Here is a 16,570-nt window from a genome sequence, read left to right as displayed (position 1 = left end):
GACATTTGCTTGATTTGAAAGAAAAGTATCTGACCTATGACGTACGTAATATTTTGAAACTCACGAGTGTATATTCAATCAGGATCTACGAATTGCTGAAGCAATATGAAGGAATGATTGATGAGTCAAAATTAGGCTATGCAAAACGTAAGTTTAGCATTGATGAATTGAAAAAGGTTTTGGGCATTGAAGATGGCGAATATCAATTATATGGGCATTTCAAGAATAAAATAATACTGAAAGCACAAAAAGATTTAGAATCTGAAACTGATATTAAGTTTGAAATAGAAGAAGAAAAATCAAGTAGAAAGATCGTTTCAATAATATTTTTGATATATCGAAACCCTAAAAATTCAAAAAAAGATCCAAAAGTAAAAAAGCCAAAAGAAGCTGTTGTGCATCCTAAATTCAATAAAATTTATGCGAAGATAAAAGAATTTATTCCACAAGATATTGTTGAAAGTTGGTTTAAAGAAATTCCGTATGAAAAAATCGAAGTAGGGGTGAGCTACGCCATTTCACAACATAAACGAGGTAAAGTAAATGATATGGTAAAATATCTACAAAAAATGGTAAGAACCGAAATCAATCCAACTATTGAAAGTAATATAAATATCAAACCTGCAACGGTTACAAAGATTGATAATACAGATGCCAATGCAGAAATTGCTTCACTGAAAGTAGTAGGTGATGCTTTATTTAATTCGATTTGTGAAGATTTACTAAAACAACATAAGGCCCTCAAGAATCAAATAATAATTAATATGCAAGCGGGTATGTTTGCAAAATTTTATAATCAACAAATTTCGTTTGAGCAAAACTTAAAAGACCCAATGGTAGGGGGGGCCATGAAAGGACTGATACATCAGGCATTTCCAGAGTCATTTGCTGAATATGATAAATTAATACTCCGATTAAAACAACTTGAAAAATAGGGTAGGGGCATACCATTGATAATCCGATAGACATTTCTCAGTGATCTTAATTTTACTAAAGAAGAGTCATTGTTGATGAGTTTACGAATAAAAAAAAACATATTGAAACCTACGAAAAATATCGACTTCTATACTAAATTATTCTTTTAGACCATTGTTGGACTTTGCCTAAAAATTAGAATTGGTTTATCATACGGTCGGTAATAAGAGTTTTTTCAATATTTCTGTATAAAGTACTTATTATCAATTTTTTATGTCTTTTGAGATATGTGTTTGGAAGATATTGTTTGGCAAGAAGTTTTTAAAATTGATTTTATATGTTTTCATAATGGATTTACGTTTTAAAAATCTGGCTTAAATCAGCTAAAAATTTAGCTAAACTCTACGCTAAATTTTTAGCTGATTTAAGCCAGAAACGCTTTCTTAATTTTTTTTCAGAGATAGAAATTTAAATTTTCAAAATTATTGCCTTAAGAGCAACTTACTTCTTTTTTCAAGAAATGCACCTTATTAAGTTGGTCGATTTTAAAAATACTACTAAGTACGAACACCCTTTTGATCCAAAGGTTCATTTGCAAATCTTATTAAAACTCCAAAGATTTGAGGTAACTAAGACACATGTCATCTCATTTTTAATTGTTAAGGTATAAATTTAAAATTAGAGAGAGTAATACAGTGAGTTTAAAGTTTTAAAAAAGTGAATTTTTACAAAAATGGGTGTACATTTTTATTACTTAACATAAGATCATATGCTACTAAAATGACTTGACATATATCTTATAAATATATGATAATCAAGGACTTACAAAGAAATAAAAAAAATCGTAACTTCATATCCTACTTACGAAAAGTAGTAGAAAGTTACCGTGCTGGACTGGTCTCTTCTAGCGAATTGACTGGTATGCAGATGGATTTTAAGCGTGTTCGGCAGCTTAATGCGGAATGCCGCCAACTCAGTATTTTAAGCATCATATTTTACCACTTCTTAAACCTAAAAAAACTAAGAATTGGAAATATAAACTTGCGAATTTTATGTAGCCGATGAAGAACTAAAGCATGAGTATTTCTTTTCGGACTTTTCCTAAAAGAACTCGTTATGTGGCAAATATAAGTGCCAAGAATGCAGTTATTTAGTTAAAAAAAAAGCAACAAATTTGGAGTATTAAAAATTTGTTCAATGCCCTCTGAAGTCAACTAGAGAATTAATAAATTGCGAGAACCCCTCGGGAATATTGAGAAAATAGCTTATGTTCCGTTAAATTTACAAAACAAATATGTAATGGTAAAGACTATATTAGACATAAAATTAAGAAAAGAAATCATAAAAAGAGTTCTGCAATTAAAACCTAATGCAGAACCTCTATGGGGAACTATGAATGCTTTCCAAATGGTGAAACATTGCCGACTTTTTGAGGCATGGATTCACGGAATTGGAGAATGGGATTATAGTATTTCTCGCAGCACGCCTATGCAAGCAGCCGAGGCCTTGGCTGAAATCACGGCTGACGATACTTCTTTGATGTTATTTGCTACAAGTAGTGAAACTCTCATCGTATCCGAACCCGATGGTGATTTTGAATCAGAACGAAACCTTTGGATTGAGCATTTGGAACACTACCAAAATTATAATAACCCTGCGTTTATTCATGATTTCTTTGCTAAAATGACACCTGAACAAATTGGCATTTTGGCATACAAACATACGGACCATCATTTACGGCAGTTTGGTGTGTGATAAATTATTGCCTTTACTTCATCCTTTCTCGTTCTTCGTCTTTTGTATCATATTTAATACTTCGAGTATTTTTGCCAAAACTCCTTGAATAAGTTAATTTTACAACACGATACAGGGCCGTTTCGTCACGCCAAGTAGAAATAGTATTGATGTCAAAAGCTATGGGGGTCATACCGCCATTGTGAGAAGGCACAATAAACGAACGAAAAACATCGGGGAAAGTAAGCGTTAAAGTACCTTTATCGTTGTTCAGTTTTTTCCCAAGTCCTACATTTGCTGCACCAAAGGCTTTAATAATATTAGGGCCTTCGAAATATGGGAAATTATACCATCCCGAAAGCTCAATTTCATAGTTTTTTGGTAATTTAATTTGCTGTGAAATATTCAGATTTTGATACACAAAACGCTTTTCAGCGGGCAATAGACTGTAAGAAACCTTATAATTTCTGAGAGAAGTGAGGCTATTCAGTGTAAATTTCCACCATTGGGTTATTTGCCAAGGATAGCTAACAAACAAATTTAGACTTTTCATATAATCCAGATTTTGAGGGGAAGAGATTCCTAAATCTTTAGTTGCATTGGCTGTAATCTGATATCTCAAAATAGGATTCAAATCGTATTGAGCCGAAATACCAACACTCAAGCCATTTCGTGAATACTCGACTTTGAGCATATCCGACAGCGTTGGTTTGAGAAGTGGATTTCCTGAGAAAACAAAAGTAGGGTCGGTGTAAAACAAATTAGAAATCAAATCAGTATAAGCTGGGCGACTGATTCTGCGACTGTAATTGAAGTTTATTGATGTATTTAGATTAATGGCATAAGTATAAAGTACTGATGGAAAGAGTTTTGAAATCTTAAATGACTCAGTTTGGTTGCTAAAATATCGCTTCCAGTACTCATAACGTAAGCCCAGAAGAAGATTAGCCTTTGAACTCAGCAAAAATTTGAATTGAGAATAAGCTGCTGCAATTTGTTCTTGACTTTTGAGCTGGCTTTGCGAACGAGGGTCTATTTCCCAAATTTCGTTTACTTTTCTTTCTACTTTGCTGTCGTTTTCATTTTGTGCGTAACTAATCTTTATGCCAAAATCGACGTTAAGTTTATCACTAAATTGAGTACTCAAATCTGTTTTGAAAACACCAACATTTATCTTGGAAATACTTTCACCTCTATTTCCGCTCGTAAAAATTGAAAATTGTGGCTTAATTGGTCGCTTTTGTTTGTCAAAATATTCAGCATTAATACTTGATGGGCTATTGTTGGCGTAATTAATGTAGGTTAAATCGGCATTGAACTGCGTTTTAGGCGAAAAACTTTGTTTGAAATAGACAGATGAAATATTGTTTTGTTTGCTTGTCAAGCCATCAGAAAGCATAGCAATTTCAAAGTATTCCCCACTTTTAAGGTGATAAGTACCACCGTTATTCACCAAATTATGCGAGTTATCAAAAGCTCCAACAAAATCTAATCCGAGCGTAGTTGTTGCATTTGGTTGGTATTGTGCCGCAAAGTTTAGATTATGACTATTTTGGTATCGACGAGCAATCCCATAAAAAGTATTAATGGTTTCTCCCAATATAAATGAAATCCCTGCGGTTCCTTCACCTGCATAGCCAGACCTTCTTGCATCATGATTATAAGCGTACGAAGCGTTTAGATTTAGTTTTTTATATCCTTTAGAAAAACCGATGCTTGTCAGCGTTTTCTCTCGGTAGCCGTAACCTGCGGTGGCCGAAAAATTAATTTTTGTACCCAATGTTTCATTATTTTTGAAAATAATATTGATGATACCTGCACCACCATCGGCATCATATTGAGCCGTGGGCGAGGTAATCAATTCGATTTTTTCGATATTATCGGCCACAGTATTTTCGAGTAAAGCCATAATTTCCTCAACAGGCATTTGTACTTTTCTACCATTAAACAAAACCGTCACGCCATTTTGTCCATTAAGGCTAAACTGGTTATTTCTTCGGTCGGTTATCACACCAGGCAACCTTTCAAAAACTTGCAATGCGTTGCTTCCTTTTGTCAACAAACTACTCTGGATATTAATTATTTTGCCGATAGCAGTGGTCTGAATAAGCTCTCTTTGGGCAGAAATCGTTACTTCATCAAGTGTATTATTTTCTTCCTTTAGATAAATAGTTTCTAATTCTATGATTTTTGGTATATCACTGATATTAAATACTTTAGAGTCGAAATTCTCATATCCTATAAAGCTTATTTTAATGAAAAAATCACCTGTTTGAGAAATTTTTAAAGTAAATTCCCCAAATTCATTGGTAGTTGTGCCTGCTATAATATACGAATCTTTGGCTGAATATAAAATGACATTGGCAAAAGAAAGGGGGGTATTTTTAGTGTCTTGAACCTTGCCAATTATTTGTCCGAAAGTATAATTGGTAATTAATAATAAGATGAATAGCTTTTTCATTTTCTTGTTTTTTTGATTCAAAGAAAATAAAAGACTAAATTGACAATCTCGGTGATTGATGAAGAGTCTATTTAAATTGATAAAATGTAGCATTTGCGTTTTTTTGCATTTGGTCAATTATTGGCTACCATTGCTCAAGAAACCAATTGATACGAGATATTTACCTGTTTTCATCTACCAAAAGTTGAAATTTTGAAAAAAAACATTCAAACATGTGCCACCATTTCAGAATTCTGTATCATGTAGTTTATGGAACATTCTAATTTGATAGAAACATCAAAAAGTTTTTGGGAGAAAACCTACCACCAAAATATAAATCAATTGATTGGTGTGGGCTACCGCTACACGACCAATAGACAATTGTCGGAAGACTTGGCTCATGATGCCTTTTTATTGGCTTATGAAAAAGTAAATGATTTTGAAGGAAAAGGTCCTTTTGAAGCATGGTTACGGCGTATCATGGTGAACCATTGTTTACAATATTTGAGAAATCAACAAAAACAGAAATATTTAACTGATTATCTAAAAAATACTGTGGAAAATAATGAAGAATCAATGTACGAAGAAAGTCAAGATTTCTCAGAAGATGAACTCTTAGCAGCAATCAACCAATTGCCCGAGCATCATAAAATGGCATTTAATCTTTATGTAATTGATGGATTTACTCATGCTCAAATTGCCCAGGAACTCAGTATTAGCGAAGGTACTTCAAAGTCGCATTTGGCAAGAGCTCGTAAGAAAATTAAAGAATTATTGAATAATAATAAGAAAAAATCAATCATTTTTCTGCTTTTTTGGAATATTGATGAGCTTTACAAAAAGCGATTTAAGCATTTCGAACTATCATCCTCAAGAAATATTTCATTCGATTCGTTTACAAAACCCAGTCCTTCGATACCAGTTATAAAACCAGGACTGCCTTTTTTAAGTAAGTATTTGAGTGCAATAATTGCTATTTCGAGTATTGGAGTTGTAAGTCTAATTTATTGGATAAATTCTGAACAGACCCATTCAATAATTGATTTAGAAAATAATAAAATTTCAAAAGACACTGCCACCATTTCTGAAAATCGCATCATTAGTAAAAATAATTCTTTAACTAAAAATGCAAATTCAATGAAAAATTTAAAGGCAATCGGACTTATAGCAAGCACCGCAGCAAGTTTGGCAACGAATAGCCAAGCTCAAACAGTAGCAAATACCAACTCCTCGGCTAAAATGGAAGTGGTTATAGATAAACCACAACAAATTGTTTTAGATGGAACTTCAAAAGTAATTATTGATAAACCACAAAAGCTTGTATTGGATAGGCCAACCAAGCCAAGCGTCGAAATATCACAAAAGGTTGTATTAGATGGAGTTACCAAAGTGGTGATTGATAAACCACAAAATATTTTATTTGATAAAACAATAAAAATAAATGACACGAAAAACGATATTTCGGGTACTTTTTATGGAGAGAAATTACACTGGTCAGCCAAAGATAATGAGCTTTATTTTGAAGGAAAATCAATTATTGCTTTTGGTGAAAATCATAATATTATTCAAGGCACTGCTAATGTTTTAGGAAAAATTCATCATTTGGTAGTAAATGGTAAGACTGCAACTGTTGGCGACAAAATAAAACTTACAAATAAAAAATATCATATACGCTCCCTATCGCCTAAAACAGCCATGGAAAAATATGGTGATGCCGGCAAAAAAGGGGCAGTAGAAATTGAATTGGCAGAATGAAAAAGAAAATCTGCTTTTATATTTTGGCTTTTTCAGTTTGGCCATTTTCTCTTAAACTTTATGGGTTTGGCAAATATTATATAAACTATAACCCAAAATTGAAAGCTAATGAATTATTGCAAAGGTTCATTAAATACAAAGAGGATTTCTCTAACATTAATGCTAAGTATAAGGAAGCAAAAGAATTGATTGAAAGATTGTAGTTTTGATGTTCTGTTTGCGTGTTTTTGCATTTGGTCAATTATTATGTACACTTTGTCAATCGCAAGTCAAACTATAACATAAAGTGATTAATTTTCATTTTTAGATTAAAATGCAAAACTGGTTTTTCAAATACAAACTTCATCATATTCCATTCTGGGTTGCCTATCATCTGCTTTGGATGATGATTAATGTGGGTAATTTCGATGGGGTAATTGGATACCTTTTTAAAGGAGAATTGCCTGTTAAATTTATTGGATATATTATTTTTCAAGCAGCTGGAGCATATTTTAATTTGTATTATTTGATTCCGAAATTTTTGTATGTCGGCAAATACCGCAGCTATATTTTGTTGGTTATTCTTACAGTTTTGGTTTGCACAGGTTTTATCACGGCGGGCTATTTTTTAAATGCTTATTATTCAAAACTTACTTTTTTTGAATTATTCAACAAACGTACAGACCAGTGGTTTATCATTTTTTCTACAGCAGCACTACCATCTACGTTGGGATCGATGACCTTGGCTATGAGTATAAAATTGGGCAAAAACTGGCTGAATGCCGAAAGGAAACGCCTGACTCTTGAAAAGGACAATCTTGAGACTGAATTGAAGTATCTAAAATCTCAAATCAATCCTCATTTCTTGTTCAATACCATCAATTCTATTTTTGTTTTGATTCACAAAAACCCCGATTTGGCATCGGAATCGCTGGCGAGCTTTTCAGAAATGCTTCGTTATCAACTTTATGAATGCAATGACCAAGAGATTTTATTGAGCAAAGACTTACAATTTTTGGAGAATTTTATCGAATTGGAGTCTTTACGACTCAACGAAAATCAGACTGAGCTTTTATTTGAAATTGACCATGAATCAGCTCAGAGAGTTATAATCGCACCATTTGTGTTATTGCCATTTGTCGAAAATGCCTTCAAGCACGTTTCAAAAGGAAAAACACAGAAGAATTTCATAAAACTTGGATGTTCAGTGAAAGAATCAGAAGTATTAGAATTAATAGTTGAAAATAGCTACAGTAGAGAATTGAGTATTGAAAATTCGGGTATTGGTCTGAAAAATGTGGAACGCAGACTGCAACTTTTGTATTCCGATAAATATTATCTTGATATTCAAGACAGTTCTAATATTTTTACAGTGAATCTAAAATTACAGCTTTCAAAGCAACAAATGTGATTGAAACCTGCATGACTTCCCAAAGAATTTAAATTTATTATTTTTCAAATAACCATCGTTTACTTTCATGTAATTTACCTAATATTTATATATTTTGACTTTAGTGAAATTTATTTAACCTTACAATCATGAATATTCTTCAACCTTTATGTTTATTCGTATTTTATATAATTTGCCTGCAATCTAATGCTGCTGAGGTTGATACTGTAAAAATTCAGAGTGAAGCAATGCAAATTACCTATAAAGCAGCCATTATTAAGCCAGCTTCTTACGCCAAAAACGGCAAAAATTATCCAGTTGTTTATTTGTTACATGGTGCCATGGGGCATTTTAATACATGGCTAAATAAAACACCTAATAAAAGTTTTTTAACCAGTCTTGCTGACCAATATAATACCATCATCGTAATGCCTGAAGGTGAGATATATAGTTGGTATATAGACAGCCCTTTTGATAAAAAAAGTCAGTTTGAAACCCATGTTTCAAAAGAAGTGATTGAAAAAATAGACGCTCTTTATCGAACGGTAAAGAGTAAAACTGGTCGAGCGATAACAGGCTATTCTATGGGTGGTCATGGAGCATTGTATTTATCGGCTCGGCATCCTGAAGTGTATTCTTGTGCGGGTTCGATAAGTGGCGGAGTAGATATGAATTATACAAAATTTAAAATCTCTGGTGATTTATCAGGTACAAAGAGAGAATTTGAGCGAATATTAGGCACTTCAAACCCTGAGTCTGAAATTTTCAAGCAAAACTCCATTGTAAATATGTTGGAACTATTGAAGAAAAATGCCATGCCAATAAGTATTGATTGTGGAGTGTATGACTATCTAATTGACGTAAACAGGAGCTTACATGAAAAAATGGTTGCACAAAATATTCCGCATGATTATACTGAAAGAAGCGGCGGACACACCTGGGACTATTGGGAAAATGCATTAACATATCAATTTGTTTTTTTTGATAAAATATTCAAAAAAAATGGGGCCAAAGAGGTTTGAGAATTTGATAATATTTTTGAATGAAACTTAGATGTGTCATAGTAGATGATGAGCCTTTGGCAAGTGAAGGTCTAACGAAATATGTTGAGGTAATTGATTATCTCAGCCTTATCGGTATTGCCGAAAACCCAATTGAACTTAACAAAATTCTTGAGACCCAAGCTGTTGACCTCATATTTCTGGATATTCAGATGCCACACATGACAGGACTTGATTTTCTGCGAATTAAGACGAATTTACCAATGGTAATACTAACTACCGCCTACCCAAATTATGCTCTTGAAGGTTTTCAGTTTGATGTGGTAGATTATCTGCTTAAACCCATCACTTTTAATCGCTTTTTTAAGGCAACCAACAAAGCTAAAGAACTATACTCCTTGAAAAGTCGGTCTTTTAATTCCCCACCTCAGAATAACGAGCCTGATTTTATTTTTATCAAATGCGAAAGTAAATATGAGAAAATTCTGGTTGACGAAATATTGTTTGTGCAAGCACTTCAAAACTATGTAATGATTTATACCGGCAGAGGTAAATATATGACCCTTTTACCACTGAAAACCGTGGAAGAATATCTTGACTCAAAAACATTTCTGCGGGTACATAAGTCGTATTTGGTAGCTATCTCGAAAGTTGATGGTATAGAAAATAATGAAATAAGTATTCAAAATCATATAATTCCCGTAAGTAGAAACCTAAAAGAGCGAGTAATAAGTTTGGTGGTTAAAAACAAATTGCTTAGTAAATGAATGACTATACTGAGGTGTTTTCGGTATGATTGTTAAATCTCATGCAAAATTTAGCTCTCATAATAGTTTTCATGGAGACATAATTAAACAACCATACATTCCAACACAACAAAAGTAGATTTGGATACAGCTATTTTTTATTTAATGCTGAATTTTGCAGGAAATAAAAAATGACAAAATGAAAATTATCATCACAGGCTCATTAGGGCATATTGGTATGCCGCTTGCAACAATTTTAATACATGAAAGACATTCGCTTACTGTTATAAGCAGTAAACCTGAAAAACAAAAAAACATAGAAGAATTGGGAGCTAAAGCTGCTATCGGTTCATTGGAAGATGTATCATTCCTAACACAAACTTTCACAGGAGCTGATGCGGTATTTTGTATGGTACCACCTGCTGATTTTAGCGAACCTAACCGAAGGGTGTATTATAGCCGAATCGCAAATAATTATTTTCGAGCTATACAGGATGCAAAAGTAGGCCGTGTGATACATTTAAGCACTTTTGGTGCAGACTTGGATAAAGGAACTGGCATTTTGTTGGGTGCTTATGATGCAGAAAAGATACTTAATCGCTTAGTAACTGTAAATATTACACACATTAGACCAACTTATTTTTATTATAATCTCAACAACTTCATTGATATGGTTAAGTATCAAGGTGTAATAAAGACTAATTATGGTGGTGACCGCAAGTTTCCAATGGTAGCACCAGCTGATATTGCCGAAGTTGTTGCCGAAGAAATCCAAAACTTGCATTCTGAAAACAAAGTGCGATATGTTGCAAGTGATGAACGTAATGGTCACGAAATTGCGACGGTTTTAGGAACAGCAATAGGCAAACCAGATTTGAAATGGATGGTAATAAGCAATCAGGAAGTTCAAAAAAGCATGGAAGCTTTTGGTATGCCACCATTGCTTGCCCAAGGCTTTGTAGATATGTTTGATAGTATGTACAAAGGGGATTTAGCCAAGAATTTTTATTTACACAAACCTAAGCTTGGAAAAATAAAATTAGAAGATTTTGTAAATGATTTTGTTGCAGCGTACAATTCAAAATAAGACAAATCAATAATAATACACAACACAAAAGAGCTTTTTTGATTTGGCTTGCAATCTACCCATTAATCACCTTAATATTTTTTCTTTTTGGTGAGTATTTAATGATAATACCTTTGCTTTTACGTACACTTTTACTCACAGGGAGCTTAGTTCCTATAATGGTTTATGTTATATTACCATTTTATAATAAGATATTTGCAAAGTGGTTATCTAAATAAAATACGATAGGGTGATGACTTCTAATAACATTAAAAGAATAAAATCTATTACTGAATATCATCGGATTAAGGGGCTGTCAAAACCAGCACATCCGCTCATAAGCGTTATAAAATATGAGGATTTGAAGCAATCAGCAGAGAATAACTCAATTTCTTGGATTTATGATTTTTACTCAATTGCTCTAAAAAAAAATATTCTTGGCAAAATAAAATATGGGCAATTAGAGTACGATTTTGATGAAGGTATCTTGTTCTTTATAGCTCCAGGCCAATTATTAAAAATTGAAATAGAGCCAGACGTAACCAATCTGGGTACAGGCTTGATTTTACTCATTCATCCCGATTATTTATGGAATACTTCATTAGCAAAAACGATACGGCAGTACGATTTTTTTGGTTATGCCGTAAATGAAGCACTCTTTCTTTCGGATAAAGAAGAAATTATTATTGAAGGTTTAATTTCAAATATCAATCAGGAACATAACTCCAATATTGACAAATACAGCCAAAGAGTAATCGTTTCACAAGTTGAAGTATTGCTCAATTATGCTGATAGGTTTTATAACCGCCAATTTATAACACGAACAATAACCAACCATACTATTCTCAATAACTTAGAAAATGTGCTTGAGGGCTATTTCAACAGTGATGATTTAGGAGCAAAAGGATTACCCACTGTGCAATACATTTCCAAAACCTTAAATATTTCACCAAACTATTTAAGCGGCTTACTCAAAGCCCTGACAGGAAAAAGTACGCAGGAACATATACAAGACAGACTCATTGAAAAAGCCAAAGAAGTATTATCGACTACTGACTTTTCAGTGAGTGAAATTGCTTACCAACTGGGTTTTGAATACTCCCAATCGTTTAGTAAATTGTTTAAAAGTAAAACTAATTTGAGTCCATTACAATTTCGGTCATCATTCAATTAATTGATTTTTATTACAAGAGCTAAACGACTTACTGTTAAAGTTTTGTAATATTTTTCAACGATATACCATAAAAAAATCTACTTCAAATCTACTACCAATTGGAATTTCTATGATACCTGTATGAATAGTCCTATTCCGAACAGAAAGGATTCCTTTATGGGTAGAATGCAAAAATGATGCACCCGAATAATGGTGACCACTTCGCTTATAAAAGCCTGTTGAACTAAAATAGATTCAACAAATAACCTACCGCACTGACATTAAAGCATTCAACCGCATATTAGCTGTGTGCCGTTGTAAATATCACCATAGTATTATATGAATCCGAAAAATAAATCCTCTGATTGAATCTCATCCGTTAACATTTTCAGATTTAGAAAATGCTGAAGGAAAAGTACTAAAAAATAACCTCAATGGTGTTCCTTTCAAGTTCATTCAATGCGAATGAAAATTTAAACCTAAAACCGCTTCAACAACGAGGTTTAACAATACAGCTCTAGTAAATAATCGAAATTATGCTTTTTGGCTACATCAAAAGTCGTTTTGATTACAGATGAAAATTTTGCAATGTTGAACTTTGTATGGTTATGAACAAGCACGGATTAGGGGCATTTTGCTGTGTTGAAGAAGCCTTTGTTGACCAGTGTAGAATATATTTTTTAAACATAATTATAATGAAATTAAACTTAACAATAAATAACAAGGCTTTAGAAATGGATGCCGACCCTGATATGCCATTACTTTGGCTAATCAGAGATGTAGCAAATCTGAAAGGCACTAAATTTGGTTGTGGTATGGCATTGTGTGGTGCTTGCTCGCTTCATGTAGATAGCGAGCTGGTTCGGTCATGTTCTTATCCTGTGAGAATGGCTATTGGCAAGCGAATAACTACAATTGAAGGGCTTTCTGAATCAAATGAACATTTGCATCCTGTACAGCAGGCTTGGCTTGAAATTCAAGTACCGCAATGTGGGTATTGTCAATCTGGCTTTATGATGGCAGCGACTAAGTTATTAGAAGAAAACCCTAACCCCAGTGAGGAAGACATAAAAAACGGTATTTCAAACATTTGTCGCTGTGGTACACATCCTCGAATTATTAAAGCAATTCTTTTAGCAGCAAAATTGAAAAACGATGGAAAACACTGATAAAAAAAACAAAAAGAGATTTTCTAGAAGAAATTTTTTAGCAATAACAGGCTCGGGCTTGGCAGGAGCATTGGCATTACTTTATTTTGGAAGAGGGCCTATTAGAAGAAAAATTAGTGATTTCACTTCTGAAATGGAAATAGCAGCTGATGTATCTGATTTAGACCCCAAATTATGGTTTGAATTGAATGCCGATAATACCATTACACTAAAATCCCCAAAAGTCGAAATGGGACAAGGTATTTTTACAGGTTTCGCCATGCTTGCAGCAGAGGAATTAGATTTTCAGCTTGATAAAATAAAGGTAGTACATGCCAATTCTAAAAATGGTGTCCTTTCAAACACTGGTGTAAGTAATAGCACTTCCTCATTTTATGTAATTATCAGAGAAGTTGCTGCCACATTGAGAGAAACGCTCAAACTACAAGCATCTAAAATATGGAATGTTCCTATTACCAACATATCTACAAAAGATGGAATGCTAATAGCTGGTGATAAAAAAATATCATACGCCGACTTAGCCAAGCAGATTCCCAAATGGGAAATTGCTGAAAAACCTGCATTAAGGCCAACTTCAACTTTTAAATATGTCGGTAAAGAGCAAATAAGAATTGATTTACCAGATAAAATTCTTGGAAAACCTATTTATGGCATTGATACAACTTTGCCTGATATGGTCTATGGTGCTGTACTTTATAGCCCATATATTAATGGGAAATTAAAAAGTGTTGATACCAATAATGCTAAAAATACAGAAGGAGTCTTAAAAATAATTGAAGAAAAGGAGTGGGTTGGTATTGTAGCAACTACCAGATTTGCTGCTGAATCTGCTATAAAAAACATAAAAGCCGATTGGAATTATGCTCCGAATATTAACACCAAAGCCATTGAAAAATTAATGACAGTTGGAAATGGGAATGAGGTTAATATTCAAAATGACGGTGATACCAATAAAGTGCCAAGCAAAGCAATCACTGGCGAATTTCGCACCCCAATTGGTTTTCATGCCTGTTTAGAGCCATCAATAGTAGTTGCCGATTTTAAAGAAAATAAAGTGACGATTTATACTTCTTTTCAAAATCCGACTTACATTCAAACTTCAGTCTCGGAAGCTTTAGACATTGATAAGGAAAATATTGACATCATTCCTGCTTATTTAGGAGGTGGTTTTGGGAGGAAGGCATTTAAGAGCAATGCCGTAGAAGCGGCAAAGTTATCAAAAGCCGTTGGGAAACCTGTTCACTTACTTTATACCCGTCAGCAAGAATTTCAAAATGGGTATGTCAGACCCAACACACATCACGTTTTAAAAGGAAAATTGGGTAATGATGGTAATATTCTGGCTTTTGAACATGATATTGCTACTGGACCGATGGCATTTAAGGCAGTTCCTGCCATTGCAGAAACCATTTTGGGAGCAGATTTTATTGTAGCTGGTCATGGCTCTCGATGTGCGTATCGCATTCCCAATATTAAAACCACTATATGGCATAATAACCTTCCATTTGAAACAAGCATGTGGCGTGGGGTAGGTATGTTTGCCAATACTTTTGCCATAGAAAGTTTTATGGATATTTTGGCTCACCAAGCAGGAATCAATCCACTCAAATTTAGATTGAATCACTGTGAGAACAATGAAAAATTGAAAAGAAGAAAAAAAATCCTTGAACTTATTGGCCAAAAATCAGGGTGGAGTAACGCTAAACCAATAGATGTTGGTCGAGGCATGGCTATTTGTGAGGACCATAAAACTATCTCGGCAGCAGTGGTAGAGATAAAAATTGAAGATGGATTGATAAAGGTAAAAAATGTAGTTCAGTTTATTGACCCCGGCAAAATTATAAATCCTGATGGTATCAGGCAGCAAGTAGAAGGAGCTACAATGATGGCAATCAGTGCCTCACTTTATGAAAAAGGAACCATTGAAGATAGTCAATTTGTAGAAACAAATTTTCATTTATACAAGGTAGTTACCCTTAAAGATACTCCTAAAATTGAAGTCATTTTACATGAAGGCTCCGATAAACCTTCTGGTGTAGGTGAACCGCCAATTTCGCCCATTGCACCAGCTATAGCCAATGCCATATTCGATTTGACAGGTATTAGACTATATTCTTTACCCCTTCAACAAGCATTTGAAAATGCAAAAACAACATAAAAGATGCAGATCAAATACTTTGACCTTTTTTAAAATAGATAATCATCTAAAAATAGTCAAACTTGGAGCGGTAGTTTCTTTAGTTTGAAATTTAAAAACAAGTATTCTAACCACAATGAATGGTGAATTTAAAAATAATATGAAAATCGAAAATTGGACAGCAGGTGATATTCCGCAAAGAAGTGAAGGTTTAGCTGTAATAACAGGTAGTACAGAAGGAGTTGGCTATGAAGATGCACTGGCGTTGTCATTGGCAGGTTGGAATGTGATAATGATGGGGCGTAACTCGCAAAAAGGAGCTGAGTCGATTGCCAAGATAAAACAGGTTAATCAGATAGCAAAAGTGAGTTTTGAGAAAATTGACCTTGCAAATCTTTCATCAATCAAAGATTTTGCTTTAAAAATGATTTCAAAAGGACAAGCTATCAATCTTCTAATAAATAACGCTGGGGTAATGACTCCGCCCGAGCGTCTCGAAACAGCAGATGGTTTTGAGTTACAATTTGGCACGAATCATATCGGACACTTTGCTTTAACAGCTCAACTTTTACCTTTGTTAAGTAAAGCGAAAGATGCACGAGTTGTTACAGTTTCAAGCGTTGCGAATCGTGCGGGAAAAATTAATTTCGACGACCTTCAGTCTAAGTCTTCTTACACTCCTATGGTTGCTTACGCTCAATCAAAACTCGCTAATCTCATGTTTGCGTTTGAACTTCAACGCCAAAGTGATATAAACGGTTGGGGCATTCTGAGTTTAGCCGCTCATCCAGGTGTTTCTCGTACCAATCTTCTTATAACGGGTGCTGGTAGATGGAGTTTTGCTGGAATGATGCGAACGCTTTTCCCTTTTTTATTCCAAGCACCAGCCCAAGGAGCATTGCCAACTTTATTTGCGGCTACTTCACCAGATGCAATAGGAGGTTCGTATTATGGACCTCACAAAATGAGCGAAACTCGTGGATTTCCTTCACTCTCACAAATACCTGTACAAGCAGAAGATAAAAATGTGGCCGCAAAGTTATGGGAAGTATCGCTACAATTAGCAGATGTTAAATTTTAGCATC

General features: G+C 34.0%; 12 protein-coding genes. 11 read left to right on the top strand and 1 reads right to left on the bottom strand.

The genetic code is table 11. The features are described from left to right. A partial coding sequence (locus ACQUQZ_RS24785) for a replication initiation protein (protein ID WP_435357904.1) occupies positions 1-935 on the top strand: 935 nt, incomplete at its 5' end. Between the two features lie 1,279 nt (positions 936-2,214). Further along, positions 2,215-2,670, top strand: a complete 456-nt coding sequence (locus ACQUQZ_RS24780) for a DUF1569 domain-containing protein (RefSeq protein WP_435357903.1) — start codon at positions 2,215-2,217, stop codon at positions 2,668-2,670. 13 nt (positions 2,671-2,683) lie between these two features. Here ACQUQZ_RS24780 and ACQUQZ_RS24775 read toward each other — a convergent pair whose 3' ends face one another. Further along, positions 2,684-5,110, bottom strand: coding sequence for an outer membrane beta-barrel protein (locus tag ACQUQZ_RS24775; RefSeq protein WP_435357901.1), 2,427 nt, complete (start codon positions 5,108-5,110; stop codon positions 2,684-2,686). A gap of 249 nt (positions 5,111-5,359) precedes the next feature. On the opposite strand from ACQUQZ_RS24775, the gene ACQUQZ_RS24770 reads away from it, so the two are divergent. From ACQUQZ_RS24770 to ACQUQZ_RS24730, 9 genes are all read left to right on the top strand, one after another. Next, a complete protein-coding gene (locus tag ACQUQZ_RS24770; RefSeq protein ID WP_435357899.1) occupies positions 5,360-6,844 on the top strand; it encodes an RNA polymerase sigma factor in 1,485 nt (494 codons plus the stop codon). 313 nt (positions 6,845-7,157) lie between these two features. Next, complete coding sequence (locus tag ACQUQZ_RS24765) at positions 7,158-8,234, top strand: sensor histidine kinase (RefSeq protein WP_435357898.1); 1,077 nt, start codon at positions 7,158-7,160, stop codon at positions 8,232-8,234. A 128-nt stretch (positions 8,235-8,362) separates the two neighbouring features. Beyond that, complete coding sequence (locus ACQUQZ_RS24760; RefSeq protein ID WP_435357897.1) at positions 8,363-9,235, top strand: alpha/beta hydrolase; 873 nt, start codon at positions 8,363-8,365, stop codon at positions 9,233-9,235. 20 nt (positions 9,236-9,255) lie between these two features. Next, on the top strand, positions 9,256-9,981 hold the full coding sequence (locus tag ACQUQZ_RS24755) for a LytR/AlgR family response regulator transcription factor (RefSeq protein WP_435357896.1): 726 nt from the start codon (positions 9,256-9,258) through the stop codon (positions 9,979-9,981). A 178-nt stretch (positions 9,982-10,159) separates the two neighbouring features. Next, positions 10,160-11,047, top strand: coding sequence for an NAD(P)H-binding protein (locus ACQUQZ_RS24750; protein ID WP_435357894.1), 888 nt, complete (start codon positions 10,160-10,162; stop codon positions 11,045-11,047). 232 nt (positions 11,048-11,279) lie between these two features. Then, on the top strand, positions 11,280-12,200 hold the full coding sequence (locus ACQUQZ_RS24745) for a helix-turn-helix domain-containing protein (RefSeq protein WP_435357893.1): 921 nt from the start codon (positions 11,280-11,282) through the stop codon (positions 12,198-12,200). A gap of 674 nt (positions 12,201-12,874) precedes the next feature. Further along, on the top strand, positions 12,875-13,348 hold the full coding sequence (locus tag ACQUQZ_RS24740) for a (2Fe-2S)-binding protein (protein WP_435357891.1): 474 nt from the start codon (positions 12,875-12,877) through the stop codon (positions 13,346-13,348). Next, positions 13,335-15,506 carry a molybdopterin cofactor-binding domain-containing protein gene (locus ACQUQZ_RS24735; protein WP_435357890.1) on the top strand — a complete coding sequence of 724 codons (2,172 nt, stop codon included), beginning with the start codon at positions 13,335-13,337 and terminating at the stop codon, positions 15,504-15,506. Before ACQUQZ_RS24740 ends, ACQUQZ_RS24735 begins: the two co-directional genes overlap by 14 nt. A 139-nt stretch (positions 15,507-15,645) precedes the next feature. Next, positions 15,646-16,566 (top strand): SDR family oxidoreductase, encoded by a 921-nt coding sequence (locus tag ACQUQZ_RS24730; protein WP_435357889.1) that lies wholly within the window; start codon positions 15,646-15,648, stop codon positions 16,564-16,566. The last annotated feature ends 4 nt before the right edge of the window (positions 16,567-16,570 follow it).

Source organism: Emticicia sp. SJ17W-69, assembly GCF_051209875.1.
Taxonomy (GTDB): Bacteria; Bacteroidota; Bacteroidia; order Cytophagales; family Spirosomataceae; genus Emticicia.
Note: the sequence above shows the minus strand (reverse complement) of the source record. Positions and strands in the feature narration are given on the sequence as shown.

Coding starts and splice junctions, on each gene's coding strand:
- ACQUQZ_RS24780 (WP_435357903.1), top strand. CDS start 2,215: ATGGTAAAGACTATATTAGACATAAAATTAAGAAAAGAAATCATAAAA.
- ACQUQZ_RS24740 (WP_435357891.1), top strand. CDS start 12,875: ATGAAATTAAACTTAACAATAAATAACAAGGCTTTAGAAATGGATGCC.
- ACQUQZ_RS24730 (WP_435357889.1), top strand. CDS start 15,646: ATGAAAATCGAAAATTGGACAGCAGGTGATATTCCGCAAAGAAGTGAA.
- ACQUQZ_RS24735 (WP_435357890.1), top strand. CDS start 13,335: ATGGAAAACACTGATAAAAAAAACAAAAAGAGATTTTCTAGAAGAAAT.
- ACQUQZ_RS24765 (WP_435357898.1), top strand. CDS start 7,158: ATGCAAAACTGGTTTTTCAAATACAAACTTCATCATATTCCATTCTGG.
- ACQUQZ_RS24755 (WP_435357896.1), top strand. CDS start 9,256: ATGAAACTTAGATGTGTCATAGTAGATGATGAGCCTTTGGCAAGTGAA.
- ACQUQZ_RS24760 (WP_435357897.1), top strand. CDS start 8,363: ATGAATATTCTTCAACCTTTATGTTTATTCGTATTTTATATAATTTGC.
- ACQUQZ_RS24775 (WP_435357901.1), bottom strand. CDS start 5,110: ATGAAAAAGCTATTCATCTTATTATTAATTACCAATTATACTTTCGGA.
- ACQUQZ_RS24770 (WP_435357899.1), top strand. CDS start 5,360: ATGGAACATTCTAATTTGATAGAAACATCAAAAAGTTTTTGGGAGAAA.
- ACQUQZ_RS24750 (WP_435357894.1), top strand. CDS start 10,160: ATGAAAATTATCATCACAGGCTCATTAGGGCATATTGGTATGCCGCTT.
- ACQUQZ_RS24745 (WP_435357893.1), top strand. CDS start 11,280: ATGACTTCTAATAACATTAAAAGAATAAAATCTATTACTGAATATCAT.